Raw genomic sequence first — 24361 nt, 5'->3', positions numbered from 1 at the left:
AGACCCTGATGTCCTCTTTTAACGATTTGATCAAGAACATCACCCCCGACATCTACCAGAGCCTGAAACTGGCCGTAGAGATCGGCAAATGGTCCGACGGTGGCAAGCTCACCGCCGAACAGCGTGAACTGTCGTTGCAGGCGATGATCGCCTGGGAAATGCAGAACCTGCCCGAGGAAGAGCGCACCGGTTACATGGGCCCGCAGGAATGTGCGTCGAAGTCGATCGAAGTGCCGAACATCCTGTTCAAGTCGGACGCCATCCATTGATCGAGATCGGCCGCGGTGCAATCAGCAAAATGTCGGCGCGCCTGGACGGGCCGAACGTGCAGTACGCGTTTCGTCTGGATGACGTCGAGGTGCCGGTCAACCCGTTGATCGGCAGCACGGTGCGTCTGGAATACCTGGGGGCGATTCACTGCACCCATTGCGGGCGCAGGACCAAGACCAGTTTCAGTCAGGGTTACTGCTACCCGTGCATGACCAAACTGGCTCAGTGCGACATCTGCATCATGAGCCCGGAGCGCTGCCACTTCGAGGCCGGCACCTGCCGTGAGCCGGAGTGGGGCGAGAAGTTCTGCATGACCGACCACGTCGTCTACCTGGCCAATTCGTCGGGGATCAAGGTCGGCATCACCCGCGCCACCCAGTTGCCGACCCGCTGGCTCGACCAGGGCGCCAGTCAGGCGTTGCCGATCATGCGCGTGTCCACGCGGCAGCAGTCGGGTTTCGTCGAAGACCTGTTCCGCAGTCAGGTGGCAGACAAGACCAACTGGCGCGCCTTGCTCAAAGGCGACGCGGCGGCGGTGGATCTGGCGCAGGTGCGCGATCAACTGTTCGAAAGCTGCGCCCCGGGTCTGCAAGGTTTGCAGGAGCGATTCGGTCTCCAGGCCATTCAGACAATTGCCGATGTCGAGCCGTTGGAAATCCGCTACCCGGTCGAGCAGTACCCGGCCAAGATCGTCAGCTTCAACCTGGACAAGAACCCGATTGCCGAAGGCACGCTGCTGGGGATCAAGGGCCAGTACCTGATCTTCGACACCGGCGTGATCAACATTCGCAAGTACACGGCCTATCAGCTCGCCGTGCATCAATAAGGACTTCAGCATGCGCACCGAACAACCGAAGATGATTTACCTGAAGGACTATCAGGCGCCCGAGTACCTGATCGATGAAACACACCTGACCTTCGAGTTGTTCGAGGACCACAGTCTGGTCCACGCGCAACTGGTGATGCGCCGCAACCCGGCCCGTGGCCCGGGCCTGCCGCCGCTGGTGCTCGATGGCCAGCAGCTGGAATTGCTCTCGGTGACCCTGGCAGACCAGGAACTGAGCGCGAGCGATTACCAACTGACTGAAAACCACCTGACCCTGCAACCGGCCAGCGAAACCTTCACGGTCGACACCAGCGTCAGGATCCACCCGGAAACCAACACCGCACTGGAAGGCCTGTACAAGTCCGGCACGATGTTCTGCACCCAGTGCGAGGCCGAAGGCTTCCGCAAGATTACCTATTACCTCGACCGCCCGGACGTGATGAGCAAGTTCACCACCACCGTGGTCGCCGAGCAGCACAGCTATCCGGTGCTGCTGTCCAACGGCAACCCGATCGCCAGCGGCCCCGGCGAAGACGGCCGACACTGGGCGACCTGGGAAGACCCGTTCATGAAACCGGCGTACCTGTTTGCGCTGGTGGCCGGTGACTTGTGGTGCGTTGAAGACAGCTTCACCACCATGACCAACCGCAACGTGGCGCTGCGCATCTACGTCGAGCCGGAAAACATCGACAAGTGCCAGCACGCCATGAACAGCCTGAAGAAGTCGATGCGCTGGGACGAAGAGGTCTACGGTCGCGAGTACGATCTGGACATCTTCATGATCGTCGCCGTGAACGACTTCAACATGGGCGCGATGGAGAACAAGGGCCTCAACATCTTCAACTCCAGCGCCGTGCTGGCCCGTGCCGAAACCGCTACCGACGCCGCGCACCAGCGCGTTGAAGCGATCGTCGCTCACGAATACTTCCACAACTGGTCGGGCAACCGCGTGACCTGCCGCGACTGGTTCCAGCTGTCGCTCAAGGAAGGCTTCACGGTGTTCCGCGATGCCGGTTTCTCCTCTGACATGAACTCGGCCACGGTCAAGCGCATTCAGGACGTGGCGTACCTGCGTACCCACCAGTTCGCCGAAGATGCGGGTCCCATGGCCCACGCCGTGCGCCCGGACAGCTTCATCGAGATTTCCAACTTCTACACCCTGACCGTGTACGAAAAGGGCTCGGAAGTGGTCGGCATGATCCACACCCTGCTGGGCGCCGAAGGCTTCCGCAAAGGCAGCGACCTGTACTTTGAACGCCACGACGGCCAGGCCGTGACCTGCGATGACTTCATCAAGGCCATGGAAGATGCCAACGGCGTCGACCTGACCCAGTTCAAGCGCTGGTACAGCCAGGCCGGCACACCGCGTCTGGCGGTGAGCGAGTCTTACGACGCCGCCGCGAAAACCTACAGCCTGACCTTCCGCCAGAGCTGCCCGGAAACCCCGGACAAGGTTGAAAAGCTGCCGTTCGTGATTCCGGTCGAATTGGGCCTGCTCGACAGCCAGGGCAACGAGATTGCCCTGCGTCTGGCCGGCGAAGCCTCGGCCCAAGGCACTAGCCGAGTGATCTCGGTGACCGAAGCTGAGCAGACGTTCACCTTCGTCGACATCGCCGAACAGCCGCTGCCGTCGTTGCTGCGTGGCTTCTCGGCGCCGGTGAAACTGAGCTTCCCGTACAACCGCGATCAGCTGATGTTCCTGATGCAGCATGACACCGATGGTTTCAATCGTTGGGATGCCGGCCAGCAACTGTCGGTGCAGGTGCTGCAAGAGTTGATCGGCCAGCAGCAGAACGGCGAAAGCCTGGTGCTCGACCCACGTCTGGTTTCCGCGCTGCGCACCGTGCTGTCGGACGAGTCGCTGGATCAGGCGATGGTCGCGGAAATGCTCTCGCTGCCAAGCGAAGCCTACCTGACCGAAATCAGCGAAGTCGCCGACGTGGACGCGATCCACACCGCCCGCGAATTCGCTCGTCAGCAACTGGCGGACAATCTGTTCGAGGCGCTGTGGCTGCGTTATCAGGCCAACCGCGACCTGTCGAAGCAAACCCCGTACGTGGCCGAGGCCGAGCACTTCGCCCGTCGCGCGTTGCAGAACATCGCGCTGTCGTACCTGATGCTCAGCGGCAAGCCGGAAGTGCTGGCGGCAACGCTGGAACAGTTCGACAGCTGCGACAACATGACCGAGCGCCTGACCGCGCTGGCGGTGCTGGTCAACTCGCCGTTCGACGAGCAGAAAGCGACCGCGCTGGCCAGTTTCGCCGAGCACTTCAAGGACAATCCGCTGGTCATGGATCAGTGGTTCAGCGTGCAGGCCGGCAGCACCTTGCCGGGCGGTCTGGAACGTGTGAAGGCATTGATGCAGCACCCGGCGTTCAACATCAAGAACCCGAACAAGGTGCGTGCGCTGGTCGGTGCGTTCGCCGGACAGAACCTGATCAACTTCCACGCGGCGGACGGTTCGGGTTATCGCTTCCTGGCGGATCTGGTGATCGAACTGAACGGCTTCAACCCGCAGATCGCGTCGCGTCAATTGGCGCCGCTGACGCGCTGGCGCAAGTATGACGGCGCTCGTCAGGCGCTGATGAAGGCGGAGCTGGAGCGGATTCTGGCGTCCGGTCAGTTGTCCAGTGATGTGTATGAAGTGGTCAGCAAAAGCCTTGCTTGACGCTGTTTCAGGGCAATAAAAAAACGCCGCTCGATGAGCGGCGTTTTTTGTGGGTGGATGAAAAAGGTTTATTGGCGCAAATCAAACCGATCCAGATCCATCACCTTCGCCCAAGCGGCAACGAAGTCGTTGACGAACTTTTCCTTCGCATCGGAGCTGGCATACACCTCTGCCAGCGCCCGCAGCACCGAGTTGGAACCGAACACCAGATCGACCCGGGTCGCCGTCCACTTCACGCTGCCGGTTTTACGGTCGCGGCCTTCGAACTCGGTTTTCGACGTCGGTTTCCATTCCACGCCCATGTCCAGCAGGTTGCGGAAGAAATCGTTGGTCAGTGATCCGGGCTTGTCGGTAAAGACCCCGTGTTTCGTCTTGCCGACGTTGGTGTCCAGCACGCGCAGGCCGCCGATCAACACGGTCATTTCCGGCGCCGAAAGGGTCAGCAGTTGCGCCTTGTCGATCAGCAACGCTTCGGCCGGCACGCGGTAGGTGTTGGCGGCGTAGTTGCGGAAGCCGTCGGTGTGCGGTTCAAGGAAACCGAACGACTCGACGTCGGTTTGCTCCTGAGTCGCATCGGTGCGCCCCGGATTGAACGGCACGGTCACCGTGTGCCCGGCGTTTTTCGCCGCTTGTTCGACACCGGCATTACCCGCCAGCACGATCAGGTCCGCCAGCGAGACTTGCTTGCCTGCCGCCCCGGCGTTGAACTCGTTCTGAATGCCTTCGAGGACTTTCAGCACCTTGTCCAGTTGCTCCGGCTGGTTGGCCTGCCAGAACTTTTGCGGTGCCAGACGCAGACGTCCGCCATTGGCACCGCCGCGTTTGTCCGAGCCCCGGAAGGTCGATGCGGCCGCCCAGGCAGTGGAAACCAGTTCCGAAACGGACAGCCCCGAGGCCAGTACTTTGCCTTTCAGAGCCCTGATATCGCTGTCGTCCACCAGTGGATGCTTGGCCTCGGGAATCGGGTCTTGCCACAGCAGTTCTTCCTGGGGCAATTCCGGGCCGAGATAACGCGACAGCGGGCCCATGTCACGGTGGATCAGTTTGTACCAGGCGCGAGCGAAGGCGTCCGCCAGTTGATCGGGATTGGCCAGGAAGCGCCGCGAAATCTTCTCGTAGGCCGGGTCGAAACGCAGGGCCAGGTCGGAGGTAAGCATGGTCGGGTCGATGCGTTTGTTCGGGTCGTGGGCGTGGGGAATGGTGCCGGCCCCGGCGCCGTTTTTCGGTTTCCACTGATGGGCACCGGCCGGGCTTTTGGTCAGTTCCCACTCGAAGCCGAACAGGTTTTCCAGGTAGTTGTTGCTCCACTTCGTCGGGGTGGTGGTCCAGGTCACTTCCAGGCCGCTGGTGATGGTGTCGGCGCCTTTGCCGGTGCCGAAGCTGTTTTTCCAGCCCAGGCCTTGTTCTTCGAGGCCGGCGGCTTCCGGTTCCGGGCCGACGTTATCGGCGGGGCCGGCGCCGTGGGTCTTGCCGAAGGCGTGGCCGCCGGCGATCAGGGCGACGGTTTCCTCGTCGTTCATGGCCATGCGGCCGAAGGTTTCGCGGATATCCTTGGCCGAGGCCACCGGGTCGGGATTGCCTTCCGGGCCTTCCGGGTTCACGTAGATCAGGCCCATCTGCACGGCGGCGAGCGGGTTCTCGAGGTTGCGTTCGCCCTGATTGGTGCGGCTTTCCTCATTGCCGTGTTCGGCAGGTTCCGCGACCAGTGTTCCTTCGCCCGGCGGCTGCATGGATTCCGGGTCCTTGCCGTAGCGGTTGTCGCCGCCCAGCCACTTGTTTTCCGAGCCCCAGTACACGTCTTCATCCGGTTCCCAGACGTCCGCGCGGCCACCGGAGAAACCGAAGGTCTTGAAGCCCATCGATTCCAGCGCGACGTTGCCGGTGAGCACGATCAGATCGGCCCAGGAAATGTTGCGGCCGTATTTCTGCTTGATCGGCCACAGCAGACGTCGGGCCTTGTCGAGGCTGACGTTGTCCGGCCAGCTGTTGAGTGGGGCGAAGCGTTGCTGGCCGGAGCCGGCGCCGCCACGGCCATCAGCGGTGCGATAGGTGCCGGCGCTGTGCCAGGCCATGCGGATGAAGAGCGGGCCGTAGTGGCCGAAGTCCGCTGGCCACCACTCCTGGGAGTCGGTCATCAGCGCCGTCAGATCGCGTTTGAGAGCCTGGAAATCCAGGCTCTTGAAAGCCTTGGCGTAGTCGAAGTCCTTGCCCATCGGATCGGATGCGGGCGAGTGCTGACTCAGGATTTTCAGGTTCAGTTGATTCGGCCACCAATCGCGGTTCGTCGTGCCACCGCCGGCGGCGTGATTGAACGGGCATTTCGATTCATTTGCCATGTTCGGGTCCTTATCAGGTCTTCTGCGGCCGGCTCGTGCCGACTTCGGAGTAGTAAGGCTAGACCCGACTCGGCGAGTCAGCTAATAGGCCGACTATTGGTGCGTGATAGGCGCAGTCTTTTACGCGACGAGCCGTGAGCGTATGCCGGGAAGGGCGCTGAAATGCCCGTGCTTGAGCGATGGTTTGCAATTTTGTGGAAGAAACGTGATGGCCATTGGAAATGTTATTGTATAACATAAAAATGATTTCGATCTGATCGATGCCGGCAACACACCCTCTGTAGCGCTGGCCTCGATCATCACTTTCTGCCTGACGGATCTCTGAAATGCCTTCCCGTTTCCACACCTTCCAACCCCGCCTGACGCTCATGGCCTCGGCGCTGCTGATCGCTTCGCCCGCATTCGCCGCCGACCCGCTGGAACTGCAACCGCAAGTCATCACCGGCAATCCGCTGGGCAGTCAGACCCTGGCCTCGCCTTCGACCGTGTTGAGCGGCGATGACCTGACGCTGCAGCAAAAGGGCAGCCTCGGCGAAACCCTGAACAAGCAGCCGGGTGTGTCGTCGTCCTACTTCGGCCCGGGTGCCAGTCGGCCGATCATTCGCGGGCAGGACGGCGATCGCATTCGCATCCTGCGCAACGGCGTCGGCGCACTGGACGCCTCGTCGCTGTCCTACGATCACGCGGTGCCGCTGGATCCGGTCAACGTCGAGCGCATCGAAATCGTCCGTGGCCCGGCGGCCTTGCTGTACGGCGGCAGCGCCATCGGCGGGGTGGTCAACACCTTCGACAACCGCATCCCGACCGAAGCCATCGACGGCATTCACGGTGCCGGCGAGTTGCGCTACGGCGGCGCCGACACTACCCGCAGCAGCGCCGGTAAGCTCGAAGCCAGCAACGGCCAGTTCGCCTTGCACCTGGACGCCAGCGCCCGCGAATTCAATGACCTGAAAATCCCCGGCTACGCCAAGACCGGTCGTGAGCGGGCGAACGACGATGGCGATTCGAAGAAGCATCGGCTGGCCAACAGCGATGGTCGTCAGGACGGCGGTGCGGTGGGCGGGTCGTACACCTGGGATGACGGTTACGCGGGGCTGTCGTACAGCAATTACGATTCGAACTACGGCTCGCCGGCCGAAGACGACGTGCGCATCCGCATGGAGCAGGAGCACTACGCGTTTGCCTCGGAAATTCGCAACCTCGACGGCCCTTTCAGCTCGGTGAAGTTCGACGCCGGCTACACCGATTACCAGCACCGCGAAATCGAGGGCGGCGAGGTCGGCACCACGTTCAAGAACAAGGGCTACGAGGCGCGGGTCGAGGCCCGGCATCAGCCGCTGGGGCCGTTCAATGGGGTGATTGGCGCGCAGGTCAGCCGCAACGAATTCTCGGCGTTGGGCGAAGAAGCGTTTGTGCCGCACACCGATACCGACGCCGGTGCACTGTTCATTCTCGAAGAGCTGCAAGCCACGGATCTTCTGCTGTTCACCCTCGGCGGACGCCTCGAACACACCACGGTCGACCCGGACGCCAAAGGCAACGAGCGTTTCGCCAATGCCGATCGCTCCAGCAGTTTCACCGCCGGCAGCCTGTCATCCGGTGCGGTGTACACGCTGACGCCGGTCTGGTCGGTCGCCGCCACGCTGGGCTACACCGAACGCGCGCCGACGTTCTATGAGCTTTACGCCAACGGCGCCCACGTCGCCACCGGCACTTATGAAGTCGGGGACGCGGGGCTGTCGAAAGAGAAAGCCGTCTCCAGCGACCTGGCCCTGCGTTTCGACAACGGTACGCACAAGGGCAGCGTCGGCGTGTTCTACAGCCACTTCTCAAATTACATCGGATTGCTCAGCACCGGACGCACGCTGAATGACGAAGGGGAGGAGGACGCCGACGGCATCCCCGAATACACCTACTCCGGCGTGCGGGCGCGCTTCAGCGGTATCGAAGCGCAGGATCGCTGGACCCTTGGCGAAAATGCCTACGGCAAGTTTGCGCTGGAGCTGTCTGGCGACTACACCCGCGCCAAGAACCTCGACAACGGCCAGGACCTGCCGCGCATCGCACCGCTGCGGTTGAACACCGGTCTGTTGTGGGAGCTGGATCGCTGGCAGGCGCGGATCGATGTGGAACACGCCAGTTCCCAGCACCGGGTGCCGGACAATGAAAGCAGCACCGACGGCTACACCACGCTGGGGGCTAATGTGGGTTATCACTTTGATGTTGGCCAGAGCAAATGGCTGGCCTTCGTCAATGCCGAGAACCTGACCAACCAGACCGTGCGTTATGCCAGTTCGATCCTGCGGGATATTGCGCCGGCAGAAGGGCGCAGCATTCAGGTCGGTCTGCGCACCACGTTCTGATCGTTCACACCGGACGGGCGCCAGCGTCGTTGCGACGCTGGCGTTCACCTCAGCTCGATTGAGCGGTGTCTTCTTCCGGGATCTCGTCCAGCAGATCCTGTTGCCCCGGCAGTTCGGTGATCACGCTGAAATCACTGACCTCCACGGCGCCCAGGCCATACCCCAACAAGTGAAACGAAAACGCCTTGCGCGGTTGCGGGTTGTCGAAACTGAAATCCATCTCCAGCGGCTGATCCGCCGTGGCGACCATCTCGGTCGGCAGGCCCAGTTGCACGTCCTGTTCGAACTCCTTGGCCTTGAGCTGAATGTACGCCGCCTGCTGCGGATCCACCGAACGCACGGTCAGGCGCACGCGGGTGTGGGAGCCCTTGGGCATTTCCAGGTATTGCGCGCCGATCAGGTTGTCGGCCCAGTCGTCCTTGATCTGCGCTTGCAGCGGGATGACGTTGGCGCTGCCGAACTGATAGCGCTGGTTCAGCGGGGTGCGCAGCAGCGACAGGTCCAGGGCCGAGGCGCGGGCGGCGATGTCCCGGGCGTTCTGGCCGCTGGCATTGCCCTTGAACGTGGCGCTTTCGGCGATGAACCCTTCGCTGGCGTAATTGCGGCAACGGCGCGGCATGTCGCATTCAGTCAGCAGGCCGCGACCGTCGTGATAGCGCAGCTTGCCGTTGGTGAACGACATGATTTCGCGGCCCGAATCGTAATCGCGAAACAACGAGCGCCCGCTGAGGGCGGAAGGCACCGGAAAATCGAAGTAATCCAGAATCGACGCGCTCAGATCGACGTGACCGTAGACCCCGGCGTTCAGGCGCGGCAGTTGCGCCTGCTCCGGCGCGAGGGTCAGGTTGAAGCCCCAGGACGACGCGAGGCGTACGCCGTCGATGCCGTGGGACTCGTCCGAAGTGATCACCACCAGCGTGTCTTTCAGCACGCCCTGGCGTTCGAGGCCGCTGAGAAACTGTTCCAGTGCATCGTCCAGATAACCGACGGCGGCCTGCTTGGGCGTGTCGTAGCGTTGCAGGTAATCCTCCGGCGCGGAGTAGGGCTGGTGGGTGCCGACGGTCAGCAGCGTGAGCATCCACGGCTGTTTCTGCTTCTTCAGTTCGCCGACGTATTTCAGCGCGCCTTCAAAGAACGCCTTGTCATCCTTGCCCCACGGGAACTCCAGGTAGTTGGCGTTGGTGAACCATTCCAGGCCATGGGTCGCATCGAACCCGATGTGCGGCATGATCTTGTCTTTGGCCATGAACCGCAGCCCTGCGCCTTGCAGGTAGTGAGTGGCAAAACCGTGCTGACGCAACTGGGCCGGCAGGCACGCCTGATTGCGCTCGTGCTGGGTCAGCATTTCCACGCCTTTGGGCGTGCCGTTGTCGAGCTTGTCGTAATCGCCGCAGAGCATGGCGTACAGACCGCGAATGGTCTGATGGGTGTGCAGCACGTAATCCGGAGTGTTCATGCCGCGCTCGGCCCAGCGGCTGAGGTTGGGCATCAGGTCTTCCTGATAATGGCTGCCGATAGCTTGGCGATTGGCGCCGATGTAGGCGCCCGGAATGCCTTCGAGGGCGACGATCAGCACGTTGCGCGCCTGGCCCTTGGCTGCCAGCAACGAGTGACCGTTCAGATCGACATCGGTGAGCCCGGCCATCGGTGGGGGCGCGACCTGGGTGTCGCCGTCCAGCCATTCTTCGGCCTGCATCTGCACGTCGGCGACCTGCGCGGCGAGCAGTTGGTGCGGCAGGTTGTACAGACGCCACGGGTCGGCATCGCTCGGATTCAGGTGCTGCGCGCCCCAGTACGCGGAGAACAGCAGTACCGGCGTCGCCCAGGCTGCGCGGGGCAGAGCGGGGACGGTTCTTCCGCGTCGAGTCCAATGACTCAGCAACCAAAAGGCCAGAGCCACCAGCAGCGCAACCGCCACACCGGGATGGGCGAATCCGCCGCCAGTGGAGTTTTCCACGAACTGCGGGTCGATCAGGTAATGCAGATCCGCCACGGTGGGCAGGCGACCGACTGCGCTGACCAGTTCAGCGGTCGCCACCGCCAGCAGTCCCCAGACCAGCAGCACCGGTAGCGCCAGCCACCAGGGACGACGATGCAACAGCACCACCAGCAGACTGCCGATGGCCAGATCCGACAGGTAACCGAACAGGCTCGACCAGCCGAGCGCCGCGCGAAGGCACACCGGCACGATCAGTACCAGGAAAACCAGAGAAAGAAGGCGGGCATCCAGGCGCCGCAGCCGTTGAAAAAGAGCGCTCACAAAAAAGACCTTCCAGCCATTAAACCGTCATAAAAGTGTGGGCGATGATACCAAGCGTCGGCAGTCTGATCGCCTTTTTAAACGGCTGGGTGATCCGGTCCCGAAGATCGCTGTGATCCATCCGCAAGGGGCGGGGCCTTGATCGGCGACCGTCTTGGCGGTTTTCCGGCCTGAGTGCGGCGGCGGTTTTATTGTTTCAGGCTGTTTAAGCGGCCTTTGATCCGTTCGTGCTGCATTTGCGAACCAGTGCGATTTACAATGCGCGACTTCTGATGGAGTCGTTCGTCGTGGATTTACTCGCGCAACTTCACGCGCAGCTCAGCCGCTGGGTGATCGATCCGGTCACCGAAAGGTTCCTTGGCCTGTTCGATTTGAACGGCCGCCTCGGTGTGGTGTTTCTGCTCACATCCTACGGCGTGGCATACGGCCTTTATCGCCACCGAAAATCCCGGCACCTGACGCAAGCCCGATCCTTCTGGCAATTTGTCGGCGGCGGTCGTGTTCACGGGCATCGTTCGGCCTGGCTGGATTACCGTTATTACTTCATCAAGGCGATTCTTCGGGTGACGCTGGTGTTGCCCGTGGTCGGCCTCGTCGACCCGCATATTCTGCGTTCGGGCGACTACGCACAGTTTTTCACTCAGTTGTGGGGCGCGCGCGAGCAAGTGCCGGAACACCCGTTGATCGCGTTGTTCTACGGACTGGGCGTGTTCCTGTTCAGGGATTTTCTGCATTACTGGATTCACCGCGCCTTCCATTCCCGCTATCTGTGGGAATTTCACAAGGTTCATCATTCGGCGCCGGTGCTGGTGCCGGCCACCGCCAGCCGCATTCACATTGTCGAATCGATCGTTGAACGAATCGTCATCACCGCCGGCCTCGGCGCGTTTGCCGGGGCGGTCTGGTATGCCTGCGGCGGCGAGATCAGCCGCTACACGCTATTCGGCGTGACCTGGCTGGCGCTGATCATCAACAGCCTGGGCTCCAATCTGCGCCACAGCCATGTCTGGCTGTCGTTCGGGCCGGCGGTCGAGCATGTGCTCAGCAGCCCGGCCCAGCACCAGATTCATCACAGCGACGCACCGCGCCATTTCAACAAGAATTTCGCGATCAATCTGTCACTGTGGGACTGGCTGTTCGGCACGCTGTACGTCACCACCTCAAAGCCCGAAGCCTTGCGCTTCGGCACGGGCGAGCAGGACCGCACGCGTTATCTGACGCTGTACAGCCTGACCGTCACCCCGTTCGTGGAAACCGCGAAGCGCCTGTCATTGAACGCCGACGGTCTTAGAACCCGGTTCAACCAGCGTACGCCTTGAACGTCGGTATCAGCCTATTCATCAGTTTTTCGAAGCTGGTTTTCCAGTGATATCAATATGCGATAACGGTATTTAAATTTCGTTTTTTATAGCGATAAAGTCCGGCCTCACAGATTTTCCTGGAAATCACTGCGAGGTTGTCATGGCCCTACCGTTCAAACGTTCTGCACTGACGCTGCTGGCGGCTTCGCTGGCTGGTTCGCTACTCGGCAACACCGCTCAGGCCGAAGGCAAGATCAGCATCGCCCAGCAATTCGGCATCGGTTATCTGATTCTGGATGTGGTGCGCGATCAGCACTTGATCGAGAAGCACGGCAAGGCCCAGGGCCTGGACATCAAGGTCGACTGGAACAGCATTTCCGGCGCCACCGCCATGAACGAAGCGTTGCTCACCGGATCGCTGGACGTGGTCTCGGCCGGCGTGCCGCCGATGCTCACCGTGTGGGATCGCACCAAGGGCAAGCAGAACGTCAAGGCCATCGCTTCGCTGGGCTCGATGCCCAACTACCTGCTGACCAATAACCCGAACGTGAAAACCCTCAAGGACTTCAGCGACAAGGATCGCATCGCCGTGCCGGCGGCGGGTGTGGGCTTCCAGTCGCGCACGCTGCAGATCGAAACGGCCAAGGAATTCGGCAATGACCAATACAAGAAATTCGACGACATCTCCGTCAGCCTGCCGCACCCGGATGCGACGGCTGCACTGATCGCTGGCGGCTCGGAAATCAACGCGCATTTCTCCAGCCCACCGTTCCAGTATCAGGCACTGCAGAATCCTAACGTGCATAAAGTGCTGAGTTCCTACGACGTGCTCGGCGGCCAGGCCACGTTCAACGTGCTCTACACCACGGAAAAATTCCACGAAGAAAACCCGAAAACCTACAAGGCGTTCTACGACGCGCTGGCCGAGGCTGAGAAAATCATCAAGGCCGACAAGCCTGCGGCGGCTCAAGCTTACATTCGGGTTGAACAGTCAAAGCTGCCGCTGGCGCTGGTGGAGAAAATCGTCACCGATCCGGAAATCGATTTTACTGTGGTGCCGCAGCGCACCTTTATCTATGCAGAGAAATTGCAGGAGCTGGGCGTGCTGAAAAACAAGGCGGACAGCTGGAAGGATTATTTCTTTGAAGAGGCGCATGGCGGGGCGGGGAGTTGAACACTCGTCTTTTCTGAGCAGTCCGCACGTCCGTTCGCCGGGTGAGCGACAAACCCGTGTCTATAGTGAGAGGGCTGTGTGAAACGGGTGGCGCACCTCAAGGCTGCGACGGGAGGCGCCGAGTGAACAATCTGCTGTTTTTCATTCAGGAGATCGCCATGAGTCAGATCGAAAAAGTCCTCTACACCGCGAAAACCCACACCACCGGCGGACGTGACGGCGCATCGCGCAGTTCCGACGGGATCCTCGATGTAAAACTGTCGTCGCCCGGCTCCAGTGGCGGCGGGACCAATCCGGAACAATTGTTCGCAGCAGGCTGGTCGGCGTGTTTCATCGGCGCGATGAAAGCGGTGGCGGGGCAGCAGAAAATCAGCCTGCCAGCGGACCTGGCGGTGGATGCCGAAGTGGACCTGGGTACCAACTCGGAAGGGTATCTGTTGCAGGCGCGACTGAATGTAAGCCTGCCGGGCATGGAGCGCGGCGCGGCGCAGCAGCTGGTGGATGCGGCGCATCAGGTGTGCCCGTACTCCAAGGCCACGCGCAACAATATCGAGGTCGAATTGAAACTGGTCTGATATCCAGATGCAAAAGGGGCGGCATGATCGTCGATCATGCCGCCCCTTTTGTTTTTTGAAGCCGTAAATCTGTCCGTCGACGATCAATGCATCTTGCTGTGATCGTGGCCTTCCATGGTCAGCGCCTTGACCGGCGCTTTCACTTCAACGGTTTCCTTTTCGCCCTTGGCGTTTTCCACGGTCAGGGTCAGCGGCACGCTGTCGCCTTCCTTCAGCTGAGCGGTCAGGCCCATCAGCATCACATGGTAACCATTCGGGTCGAAGTTGACGGCCTTGCCCGCTGGCAGGTCGACCGATTTCACTGGGCCCATGCTCATCACGTCGTTCTTCATGGTCATCTCATGGATCTGCACGTCCTTGGCCGCTGGCGAGGCAACGCTGAGCAGCTTGCTGTCGCTGTCGGCGGTGACGGTCATGAACGCGCCGCTGGCCGACTGGTTCGGCACGGTCGCACGCACCCAGGCGTCGTCGACCCTGGTCTGCGCCGATACCTGGAAAGCCAGGCCCAGCAGGGACAGGCCCAGTGCGGCACGTTTGATGTGGTTCAGAAAAGGGTTCATCAGCAGACCTCCATGACGGTAAGCAAATCTTCCGTGCACTCTTGTGCAGAAAGCGATTGAGACAGGCCCACACGCAACGTGCCCCGGGTGTCGTAGACATAGCTGGTGGCGGTGTGGGAAAGGGTATAGGTGTCGCCGGCCGGGACTTTTTCGTAGAACACGTCGAATTCCTTGGCGGTGGCCTTGGTTTCTTCGAGGGTGCCGTACAGCGCGACGAAGCTTGGATCGAAGGTCTTGACGTAGGCGTCGAGGATTTCCGGGGTGTCGCGTTCCGGGTCGAGGGTGATGAACACCACTTGCAGGATGTCGCCGTCCTTGCCCATCAGCTTCTTGATTTTTGCGGCGCGGGCCAGCGTCGTCGGGCAAATCGCCGGGCACTGGGTGAAACCGAAGAAGATCATCGGCATCAGGCCGCGAAAGCTCGACAGCGTCACGGTGTTGCCTTCGGTGTCCTTGAGCTTGAAGGTGCGTCCGAGGATCTTGTCGCTCAGATCCTTGCCGTACTTGTACGACAGTTCGCCGCGGGTGTCGCAGCCGGCGAGCAGGCCGAGACCGAGTACGCCCATTCCCGCAAGCACCTTGCGGCGAGTCAACAAAGCCGTCATTTCATACCGCCCTTTGGAGCCCGCCGGTCGGCAGGACAGGCGGGGGGGTTAACCGTAAAAGCGGCGCATGATACCAAAATGATCCGGCAGGTCGGTTTTTGATCACCTGTCAATGTCGGAACAGGCGACAAAAGGTGTAAGAAAAAATGACTCAAGGCGATGGTGGAAGCGGCTCGACCGGGCTCCAGCCACCACCCAGCGCGGTGTACAGATTCACTTGCGCCACCAACTGCGCCAACCGATCGGTAATCAGCCCTTGCTGGGAACTGAACAGCGAACGCTGGGCATCGAGGAACGTCAGGCTGCTGTCGACGCCGCTTCGATAGCGGTGCTGCGCCATGTCGTAGTAATCCTGGGTCGCCTGCACCAGATCGCGTTGGGCCTGGAGTTGCTGTTCGTAGGTCTGGCGCGCCGCGAGGCCGTCGGACACTTCCTGGAATGCCGTCTGAATGGTCTTTTCGTACTCGGCGACGCTGATGTCCTTCTGCAGCTTCGCGTAATCCAGGCTGGCGCACAGACTGCCGGCGCTGAAGATCGGCAGGTTGATCTGCGGCTGGAATGTCCAGGCACCGGAGCCGCCCTTGAACAGCCCGGACAGATCGCGGCTGGATGTCCCGGCATTGGCGGTCAGGCTGACACTCGGGAAAAACGCCGCCCGCGCCGCGCCAATGTTGGCATTGGCGGCGCGCAGTTTGTATTCGGCCTGGAGAATGTCCGGCCGGCGTTGCAGCAAGTCCGAGGGCAGTCCGGCCGGCACGGTTGCCACCAGATCACTGTCCAGCGGACGCGCCGGCAGGTTTTCCGACACTGGCGCACCCACCAGCAGCGTCAGGCTGTTCAAGTCCTGGGCGACCTGACGCTGATAACGGGCCAGGCTCGCGCGGGTGCTGTCGACACTGGTCTGCGCCTGAATCTGATCCAGCGCCGAGGACTTGCCGGCCTCGCGGTTGCGGGTGGTCAGGTGCAGGCTTCGTTCGTCGGCGGCCAGCGTTTCCCGGGCCAGCGCCAGCAACTCCTGATCGGCGCGCCAGGTCAGGTACGCGTTGGCGACGTTGGCCACCAGACTCAATTGCGCACTGCGCCGGGCCTCTTCGGTGGACAGCCAGGTCAGCAGCGCCTGCTCGCTGAGGCTGCGCACCCTGCCGAAGAAGTCCAGTTCATAGGCGCTGATGCCCAGATTCACCGAGTAGGTCGAGGTGATCGCCGCCTTGGTGCGGGTCACGCTGGACGGCAGCCGCTGACGCAGCTCGTTGGCGTTGGCCGACACCGCCGGCAGCAGGTCGGCGCGCTGGATGCGGTATTGCGCCTGAAACGCCTCGACATTCAGGGCAGCTACCCGCAGATCGCGATTGTTGACCAGCGCGCTTTCAATCAATTGCTGCAACGCCGGGTCATTGAACAGCGCGCGCCAGTCCTCGAGGCGCAGAGTGGCCGGGGATTGCGCGGCATACGCCGGACCTTGCGGATACTGCGCAGCGCTCGGCGATGCCGGTCGCTGGTAATCGGGAATCAACGAGCAACCGCCCAGCAGCAGCGCAGCGGACAGCAGGGAAATCGGCAATCTGAACATCAAACAGCCTCGTTCACGAATGAGAGCGGACGCCGGGCGCCCGTGATGAGAAAAACGCCGGATCAGGCCCCGGCCATCCATTTCGCCAGACCGTGTCGCCCGCTGACCCCAAGCTTGGCGGCCGCGCGCTTGAGGTAGGTCTCGATCGAGCTGTTCTTGACTCGCAGCTTTTCCGCCATCTGCGGCACGGTGCCGCCGGTCAGCAGACCCAGGCAGACTTCTTTCTCGCGCACCGACAATGTGATGTCGCCCAACGCCAGGCGTTCGTCGAACACCTGTTGCAACGGCGTCTGGGGTTGATCGGCTTGTGGCGCGCGGGGTTGGCGGGCGATGGCTTGTCGACTGATGTGCGCGTGGCGCTCGATCAAGGGCAACAGGGTGTCGGACAGGCGCTTGAGAAACGACAGCTCCGGCAGGGAAAACACCCGATGCGTGTGGGGACGGTAGAACGAAATGACGCAACGGCGATTGGACGTGCGAGACACCAGATTGCATTGGTGGACGCTGTGGTGCGGGTGTCGATGCTGGAGCGAGGCTTTCAGTTGAATCAGTAGCGAGTCGTTCATCTCGATCATCTGTTGCAGCAGCGGGTGGTCGTCCGGGTGCTGCAACGGATCCGGGGGCGGAAAGGTGTCCGGCAAACCGGCACTGCCCAACGCCTTGATCTCGACCACGCTGGATTCCCGTTCATCCAGGGTCCACTCACTGAGATGGACGCGATTGACGGGTACGAGGTTGTCGACCAACTGGAACATATTCGTGGCAAAACGCTCGTTGCCGGTGCTGGCGATCAACTCCCCCAGCTGCCAATAAAAGTGCGGATTTTCCATGTTGCGAAGACTGCCGGTCAGATTCATATCCTTGTCATCCCTGATTTAGAGCCATTGCCGAATCGTCTGCCGTGCATGCACCCCTGAAGCGCCCACCCAGTCTTTTCTCCTTGAAATCGTCTGGAGCGGGATTTAAGCCTATGCATTTGTCCTACGTCTGTAGGGGAAAACAGGGACACAAAGTGCCACCATTTCCGAAAAAATGGCGTCACGTTTCTGTCAGGTGAATGTGCAAGGTCGCGTAGTCCGTGACTGTACGGTCTAGTACGAATCCCGAAATCCGGGGATCGGACCGCCGCACCCGTCAGTGCGGGACGCTAGCGGGCAGGCAAGTGTGGCGATTGTCCTACAGGATTTTCAGTCATTTCTTTCCGAACTTTTAGGGAAATCGCTGACTTCTCAGGCCCTGTTGGCTCGCACAGCTGTACAAAGTGGGGAGTGTTGTCCGGGTTTTACGTGTCACGCGGGTTTCGGGGCCGATGCTTGAATACGCGCCAAATCACGTGAGATGGATCTTATGAACCAATTTGCTGCCGATGCGGCGGACGGTCTGTCCGCGATCTCCGAGGCCTTCCCGTTGACCGCTGCGCAGCGTGACATCTGGCTCGACCAACTGCGTCAGGGGAATTCGCCGATGTACAACATCGGTGGCTATGTCGAACTGACCGGGTCGCTGGATCCGGCGCTGATGCAGGCAGCGCTTGAAGGGCTCGTGGCCCGGCATGACGCGATGCGCACCAGCCTGCTGCCGGGGGCCGGCGATGATGGGCTGCCGTTGCAGCGTTTTGCCAGGTCCATGCCGGTGCCGATGCCGGTGCACGATTTACGCAGCCATCCCGATCCATACGCCGCAGCGCGCCAACTGACGCAGGAAAACATCGAGCAGCTGTTTACGCTGGACGGCGGGCCGTTGTTCCGGTTTCGTCTGCTCTGGCTCGATGACGACTGCCATTGGCTGTCACTCCAGGCCCATCACCTGATCGTCGATGGCTGGGGTTTCGGCGAGATGCTCAAATCCCTCGACGAGATTTACAACGCGCTGGCGCTCGGGCAATTGCCGCCCGATTCGGCGCCGTCCTATGTCGATTTCATCCGTGACGATGCGCGGTATTTTCAGTCCGACCGTTACGCCCGTGACCGGGCGTATTGGCTGGACAAATACCAACATCGGCCCGAGCCGCTGTTGTTGCCGCGCTATCAGGAACGCTTTGCCAGCGCTGCGGCACCGACCCGGATTTTCTCGCAAGTCTTTCCGGCTCGCTTGCACGAGCGCATGAAGCAGGTGGCCCGAGAGTACGGCGCGTCGGCGTTTCATGTGTTGCTGGCAGCGATCCATGTGTATTTCAGCCGCAGCGCCCAGCGTGACGAATGGGTGGTGGGCGTGCCGCTGCTCAACCGCTCCGGCGCCCGGTTCAAATCGACCCTGGGGCTGTTCACCCAGGTCAGCGCGGTGCGCATGGGGTTTGGCCGCGAGTTGTCATTCAAGACGCTGGTCAAGGCGATTCACGACGAGTTGAAAAAAGACTTTCGCCACCAGCGTTTTCCCTTGAGCGAAATGAACCGTGCCCTCGGCTTGCTGCGCGAGGATCGCTCGCAGTTGTTCGAAGTGACCGTGTCCTATGAGCGCGATGCGCATGAATACCGCTACGGCGAGGCGCAGGGGCGGGTGGTCAAAGTGTCGAACCACGCAGAGGGCACGCCGTTGTCGGTGCACCTGCTGAGCAGCCGTGGTGACTACGAGGACAGTTTGTACATGGTGTACAACGAGGCCTACTTTGACGCCGAAGAAATCGCGGCGCTGAGCGGGCGCTTGCTGTGGGTGCTGGAGCAGGGGCTTGAAGACCCGGCGCTGATGGTGGGTGATTTCAGCCTGAGCCTGCCGACCGAATCGGCGCTCTTGCAGCAGTGGAACGACACACGCGCGCAATACCCTCAAAACCTGACCATTCACCAGCGCATCGAAACGCAAGCGGCGACACGACCGGATGCGGTAGCGGCTGAATCCCGAGGACAACGGCTGACCTATGCCGAGCTGAACCGACAGGCCAACGCCCTGGCCCATCATTTGATCGGGCTCGGTGTGCGACCCGATGACCGCGTGGCGCTCGTCGCCCGCCGAGGGCTGGACACGCTGGTCGCGCTGCTGGCGATTCTCAAGTCCGGCGCCGGTTATGTACCGGTCGATCCGGCTCATCCTGCGGAGCGGCTGAGCTATTTATTGCGCGACACTGCTCCGGTCGTGGTCCTGACCCAGCACGATCTGCGCGAACGTTTGCCGGTGCTTGACGTGCCGGTGATTGAAATCGATTCGCGTGCCTGGCCGATCAACGATCTCAACCCTGATGCTTCGGGTCTGACCACTGCACATCTGGCCTACGTGATCTACACCTCCGGCTCCACCGGCCAGCCCAAGGGCGTGATGGTCGAGCATCACACGTTATCGAATCTGGTCGACTGGCATTGCACGGCCTTCGACCTGAGCGCCGGTTGCCACACTTCAAGTCTCGCCGGCTTCGGCTTCGACGCCATGGCCTGGGAAGTCTGGCCCGCGCTGTGTGCTGGCGCGACCCTGCACCTGGCGCCGTCCCGTGACGGCGGCGAAGACATCGACGCGCTGCTCGACTGGTGGCGTGCGCAACCGCTGGACGTGAGTTTTCTGCCGACCCCGATTGCCGAGTACGCCTTCAGCCGTCACCTCGAACACCCGACCCTGCGCACACTGCTGATCGGCGGTGATCGACTGCGCCAGTTCAATCGCGAGCAGACGTTCGCGGTGATCAACAACTACGGCCCGACCGAAGCGACAGTGGTCGCCACCTCGGGCCGAATCGAACCGGGCCGGGCGCTGCACATCGGCAAACCCGTGAGCAATGCCACGGCCTATCTGCTGGATGACCGGCAGCGTCCGGTGCCGATTGGCGTGGCCGGCGAGCTGTACGTCGGTGGCGCCGGGGTGGCGCGGGGTTACTTCAACCGGCCGGAGCTGACCGCCGAACGCTTTCTCGACGATCCTTTCAGCCGCCAGCCCAATGCGCGGATGTACCGCACCGGCGACCTCGCACGCTGGCGCCCGGACGGCACCATCGAGTATCTGGGCCGCAACGACGATCAGGTGAAGATCCGTGGCGTGCGCATCGAGCCCGGTGAGATCGAAGCCGCTTTGAGCAGCCATGAATCCGTGCGCGATGCGGTGGTGCAGGTGCGCGACGGGCAATTGCTGGCCTGGTTCACCGAACGCCAGCCGCTGGATATCACGCAGCTGCATGCTCACCTCAAGACCCGTCTGCCCAGCGCGATGCTGCCATCGGCCTACGTGCGCCTGACGGCGCTGCCGCTGACGGCCAACGGCAAACTGGATCGTCAGGCGTTGCCGGCGCCGGGGCCGGAGGCGTTGATCCGCCGCGAATATGAAGCCCCGCAAGGCGACGTCGAAATCCTCCTGGCGCAGATATGGGCCGAGGTGCTGCAAGTCGAAAAGGTCGGGCGTCACGATCACTTCTTTGAACTCGGCGGGCACTCGTTGCTGGCGGTCAACCTGATCGAACGCATGCGCCAGCTCGGCATGAGCAGCGATGTGCGCGTGCTGTTTGGCCAGCCGACCCTGGCGGCACTGGCCGCGTCGGTGGGCAGTGGCCGCGAGGTCGAAGTGCCGGCCAACCGCATTCCGCAAGGTTGCACGCGGATTACGCCGGACCTGTTGCCGTTGGTTGAACTGGATCAGGCCACCCTCGACCGGATCATCGCCACGGTGCCGGGCGGGGCGGCCAACGTGCAGGATATTTATCCGTTGGCGCCGTTGCAGGAAGGCATTCTTTATCACCACATCACCGCCGCGCAGGGTGATCCGTACCTGCTGCAGTCGCAGCTGGCGTTCGACAGTGTCGAGCGGGTCGAGGCCTATGCGGCGGCGCTGCGTCAGGTCATGGCGCGCCACGATATCCTGCGTACCGCCGTGGTATGGGAAGGCTTGACCAACCCGGTGCAGGTGGTCTGGCGCGAAGCCGAACTCCCGGTACAGGAAATCACCCTCGAGCCGGCCGAGGGCGATGTCCTCACTCAATTGCACGAGCGCTTCGATGCCCGGCGTTATCGCATCGACGTCAGTCAGGCGCCGCTGATCCGGCTGATGTATGCCCGCGACCCGGCTCATGGGCGGATCGTGGCAATTCTGTTGTTTCATCACCTGGCGCTGGATCACATCGCGCTGGAAGTCCTGCGTCATGAAATGCGCGCCAACTTGCTTGGGCTGAGTGAGCCCTTGCCGCCAGCGGTGCCGTATCGCAATTACGTGGCCCAGACCCGGCTTGGAGTCAGCGAACGGGAACATGAAGCGTTCTTCCGCGAGATGCTCGCCGACATCGACGAGCCGACCTTGCCGTTCGGTTTGCAGGATGTGCAGGGCGACGGGCGCGGTATCGATGAAGCCGTACGCACGCTTGCGCCGGAATTGGATCGGCGTTTGCGCCTTCAGGCGCGACAGGCGGGCGTCAGCGTGGCCAGCCTGATTCACCTGGCTTGGGCGCAGGTGCTGGCAGCGACGTCGGGGCAGGAGCACGTGGTGTTCGGCAGCGTTTTTATGGGCCGCATGCAAGGCGGCGAGGGCGCCGACCGGGCGCTGGGCGTGTTCATCAACACCTTGCCATTGCGGGTGGACATGAACCGAGGCGCGCGCGATGCGGTGCTGCTCACCCACGCCCGACTGACCGATTTGCTCGGGCACGAACATGCGTCACTGGCGCTGGCCCAGCGTTGCAGCGGCGTTGCGTCGCCGGCGCCGCTGTTCAGTGCGTTGCTCAACTATCGGCACACCGACCTTGAGGCGCAGGAAGCAGCGTCGGACCCAGCCTGGCAAGGCATTCAGACCCTGGAGAACGAAGAACGCACCAACTACCCGCTGACCCTGAGCGTCGATGATCTGGGCAGCGCTTTGCAGATCACCACGCGAACCCTGATGAGCATCGGTGCGCAGCGCATCGGCGACTACGTGCAAACCGCGTTGCAGACGCTGGTGGATGCGCTGGAGCAAACTCCGCAACAGCCGCTGAATCGCTTGTCGATCCTGACGACGGCGGAGCTTGAGCAATTGCTGGTCGAGTTCAATGCCAGCGAAGTCGATTGCTCGCTCGATCAGCCGCTTCAGGTGTTGTTCGAACAACAAGTACAGCGCAGACCCGACGCCATCGCATTGCAGGCTGGCGAGCAGCAACTGACCTATCGTCAACTGAATGAGCAGGCCAACCGTCTGGCGCATCATCTACGTGAGCACGGTGTACAGCCCGATTCGCGAGTGGCGATCTGTGTCGAACGCAGCCTGGATCTGATAGTCGGCCTGCTCGGCATTCTCAAGGCAGGCGGCGCGTACGTGCCGCTGGATCCCGACTATCCGCTGGAACGCCTGCATTACATGCTGCAGGACAGCGCTCCGGTGGCGGTGCTGGTACACGAGACCACCCGCAATCTGTTGGGCGAGCCGGGTGTGCCGGTCATCGATTTCGACCGTTGCACCTGGCAGCACGCGTCCGCCGACAACCTGAAAATACCGGGTCTGAGCGCTGCGAACCTGGCCTACATGATCTACACCTCGGGCTCCACCGGCACGCCGAAGGGCGTGATGATCGAGCATCGAAGCGCTTGCAACATGGTGCACTGGGGCTCGCAGATCAGTCCGCCGACCGAACATGGCGCGCTGTTGCAGAAGGCCCCGTTCAGCTTCGACAGTTCGGTGTGGGAGATTTTCTGGCCGCTGTGTTCCGGCCTGCGGCTGGTGCTGGCGCGGCCCGACGGCAACCGCGATTCGGCCTATGTCACCCAGGTGATTCGCGAACGGCAGATCACCGTGGTCAAGTTCGTGCCGGCGCTGCTGCAACAGTTCATCGAACAGGACGATGTCAGCCAGTGCACCAGCCTGACTGACGTGCTCAACGGTGGCGGTGAACTGACCGCCGCACTGGCCCGGCGCGTCCGCGAGCGCCTGCCGTGGGTGCGTCTGCATAACGTCTATGGCCCGACCGAAACCACGGTCGACAGCACCGGCTGGACGCTGGAACCGGATCAACCGGTGCCGGAAGCCGTGGTGCCAATCGGTAAGGCCTTGAGCAACACCCGACTCTACGTGCTGGATGCCCACGATCAACCGGTGCCGTTCGGTGTCAGCGGACATTTGCACATCGGCGGGGTCGGGGTCGCGCGGGGTTATCTGGGGTTGCCGGACATGCAGGCCGAGCGCTTCATCGACAGCCCGTTCGTGGCCGGTGATCGCTTGTACCGCACCGGCGATCTGGTGCGCTACCGGGCGGACGGCAACCTTGAATTCCTCGGCCGCAACGACTTCCAGATCAAGCTGCGCGGCTTGCGTCTGGAACCGGGGGAAATCGAAGCGCGGCTGATCGAGCACCCGGCGGTGCGTGAAGCGGTGGTGCTGGTGCGTGACGAGCGACTGGTGGCGTATTTCACCGTGCGCGAAGGCTTCGACGCGCCTCCCATCGAAACCTTGCGCTCACACGTGCTTGAGCGCTTGCCGGAGTACATGGCGCCGGGTGCTTACGTGAAGCTCGACGCATTGCCCCTGACCCCGAACGACAAGGTCGACCGCAAGGCTTTGCCGGCACCGGGGGCAGAGGCGGTGCTCAGTCGCCGCTACGAGGCGCCCGAGGGCGAAGTCGAAATCCGGCTGGCGCAGATCTGGGCCGAAGTGCTGCAACTGGAGCAGGTCGGGCGCAACGACCACTTCTTCGAACTCGGCGGGCATTCGTTGCTGGCGGTCAGTCTGGTGGCGCGCATGCGTCAGGCCGGGCTGCACGTCGATGCGCGAACGCTGTTCAGCCAGCCGACTCTGGCCGCGCTGGCGGCGCAAACCTCGGCGCAGGCAAAACAGCTGGAGGTGCCGCAAACCACCATTCCGACGCTCAACCGCAAACGCCGGCTCTGAGCCGACATCGGCGTCGATTCGCGGTTCCCGCGGATCGACGCCATGACTGCCCGGTCACGGGGCTTGTCCCTGCTTCCCATGTCAGACACCCAAGC

The 24361-nt window shown here is 62.0% G+C and carries 14 protein-coding genes; 8 read left to right on the top strand and 6 right to left on the bottom strand.

The features are described from left to right. Positions 1–8: 8 nt before the first annotated feature. The 3 genes from L6D82_RS21270 to pepN are packed head-to-tail and all read left to right on the top strand — an operon-like array spanning position 9 to position 3764. Entirely contained in the window at positions 9–269 is a 261-nt protein-coding gene (locus L6D82_RS21270) for a YeaC family protein (RefSeq protein WP_007956913.1), read from the top strand. Continuing rightward, positions 266–1096, top strand: coding sequence for a DUF2797 domain-containing protein (locus tag L6D82_RS21265; RefSeq protein WP_236191483.1), 831 nt, complete (start codon positions 266–268; stop codon positions 1094–1096). The genes L6D82_RS21270 and L6D82_RS21265 overlap by 4 nt, the downstream gene beginning before the upstream one ends. A gap of 10 nt (positions 1097–1106) precedes the next feature. Continuing rightward, on the top strand, positions 1107–3764 hold the full coding sequence (gene pepN / locus L6D82_RS21260) for an aminopeptidase N (protein ID WP_236191477.1): 2658 nt from the start codon (positions 1107–1109) through the stop codon (positions 3762–3764). A gap of 68 nt (positions 3765–3832) precedes the next feature. On the opposite strand, the gene katG is transcribed toward pepN, so the two are convergent. Next, positions 3833–6100 carry a catalase/peroxidase HPI gene (gene katG / locus L6D82_RS21255; RefSeq protein ID WP_102687419.1) on the bottom strand — a complete coding sequence of 756 codons (2268 nt, stop codon included), beginning with the start codon at positions 6098–6100 and terminating at the stop codon, positions 3833–3835. Positions 6101–6426: 326 nt separating this feature from the next. Here katG and L6D82_RS21250 point away from each other — a divergent pair, with 326 nt between their 5' ends. Continuing rightward, the gene (locus tag L6D82_RS21250) at positions 6427–8463 is read left to right on the top strand and encodes a TonB-dependent receptor (RefSeq protein WP_236191475.1); all 2037 of its coding nucleotides are present in this window, start codon (positions 6427–6429) and stop codon (positions 8461–8463) included. A gap of 49 nt (positions 8464–8512) precedes the next feature. On the opposite strand, the gene L6D82_RS21245 is transcribed toward L6D82_RS21250, so the two are convergent. Continuing rightward, positions 8513–10723 (bottom strand): LTA synthase family protein, encoded by a 2211-nt coding sequence (locus tag L6D82_RS21245; protein ID WP_236191473.1) that lies wholly within the window; start codon positions 10721–10723, stop codon positions 8513–8515. A gap of 287 nt (positions 10724–11010) precedes the next feature. Here L6D82_RS21245 and L6D82_RS21240 point away from each other — a divergent pair, with 287 nt between their 5' ends. From L6D82_RS21240 to L6D82_RS21230, 3 genes are all read left to right on the top strand, one after another. Beyond that, positions 11011–12042, top strand: coding sequence for a sterol desaturase family protein (locus tag L6D82_RS21240; protein WP_236191471.1), 1032 nt, complete (start codon positions 11011–11013; stop codon positions 12040–12042). Between the two features lie 142 nt (positions 12043–12184). Continuing rightward, positions 12185–13198, top strand: a complete 1014-nt coding sequence (locus L6D82_RS21235) for an ABC transporter substrate-binding protein (RefSeq protein WP_236191469.1) — start codon at positions 12185–12187, stop codon at positions 13196–13198. 158 nt (positions 13199–13356) lie between these two features. Beyond that, complete coding sequence (locus tag L6D82_RS21230; protein ID WP_236191467.1) at positions 13357–13773, top strand: organic hydroperoxide resistance protein; 417 nt, start codon at positions 13357–13359, stop codon at positions 13771–13773. Between the two features lie 83 nt (positions 13774–13856). Here L6D82_RS21230 and L6D82_RS21225 read toward each other — a convergent pair whose 3' ends face one another. The 4 genes from L6D82_RS21225 to L6D82_RS21210 all read right to left on the bottom strand — a co-directional run bounded on the left by L6D82_RS21225 (position 13857) and on the right by L6D82_RS21210 (position 17365). Beyond that, positions 13857–14333, bottom strand: a complete 477-nt coding sequence (locus L6D82_RS21225; protein WP_085748386.1) for a copper chaperone PCu(A)C — start codon at positions 14331–14333, stop codon at positions 13857–13859. Continuing rightward, positions 14333–14938: an SCO family protein gene (locus tag L6D82_RS21220; RefSeq protein WP_039770777.1), complete on the bottom strand. Its 606-nt coding sequence runs from the start codon at positions 14936–14938 to the stop codon at positions 14333–14335. Before L6D82_RS21220 ends, L6D82_RS21225 begins: the two co-directional genes overlap by 1 nt. Positions 14939–15089: 151 nt before the next feature. Next, positions 15090–16508 (bottom strand): efflux transporter outer membrane subunit, encoded by a 1419-nt coding sequence (locus L6D82_RS21215; RefSeq protein WP_236191465.1) that lies wholly within the window; start codon positions 16506–16508, stop codon positions 15090–15092. A gap of 62 nt (positions 16509–16570) precedes the next feature. Then, a complete protein-coding gene (locus L6D82_RS21210; RefSeq protein WP_179695468.1) occupies positions 16571–17365 on the bottom strand; it encodes a helix-turn-helix transcriptional regulator in 795 nt (264 codons plus the stop codon). Between the two features lie 490 nt (positions 17366–17855). Between L6D82_RS21210 and L6D82_RS21205 the strand changes: the two genes are divergently transcribed. Continuing rightward, the gene (locus L6D82_RS21205; RefSeq protein WP_236191464.1) at positions 17856–24266 is read left to right on the top strand and encodes a non-ribosomal peptide synthetase; all 6411 of its coding nucleotides are present in this window, start codon (positions 17856–17858) and stop codon (positions 24264–24266) included. Positions 24267–24361 lie beyond the last annotated feature (95 nt).

Source organism: Pseudomonas paraglycinae, from assembly GCF_021601625.1.
GTDB lineage: Bacteria > Pseudomonadota > Gammaproteobacteria > Pseudomonadales > Pseudomonadaceae > Aquipseudomonas > Aquipseudomonas paraglycinae.
Note: the sequence above shows the minus strand (reverse complement) of the source record. Positions and strands in the feature narration are given on the sequence as shown.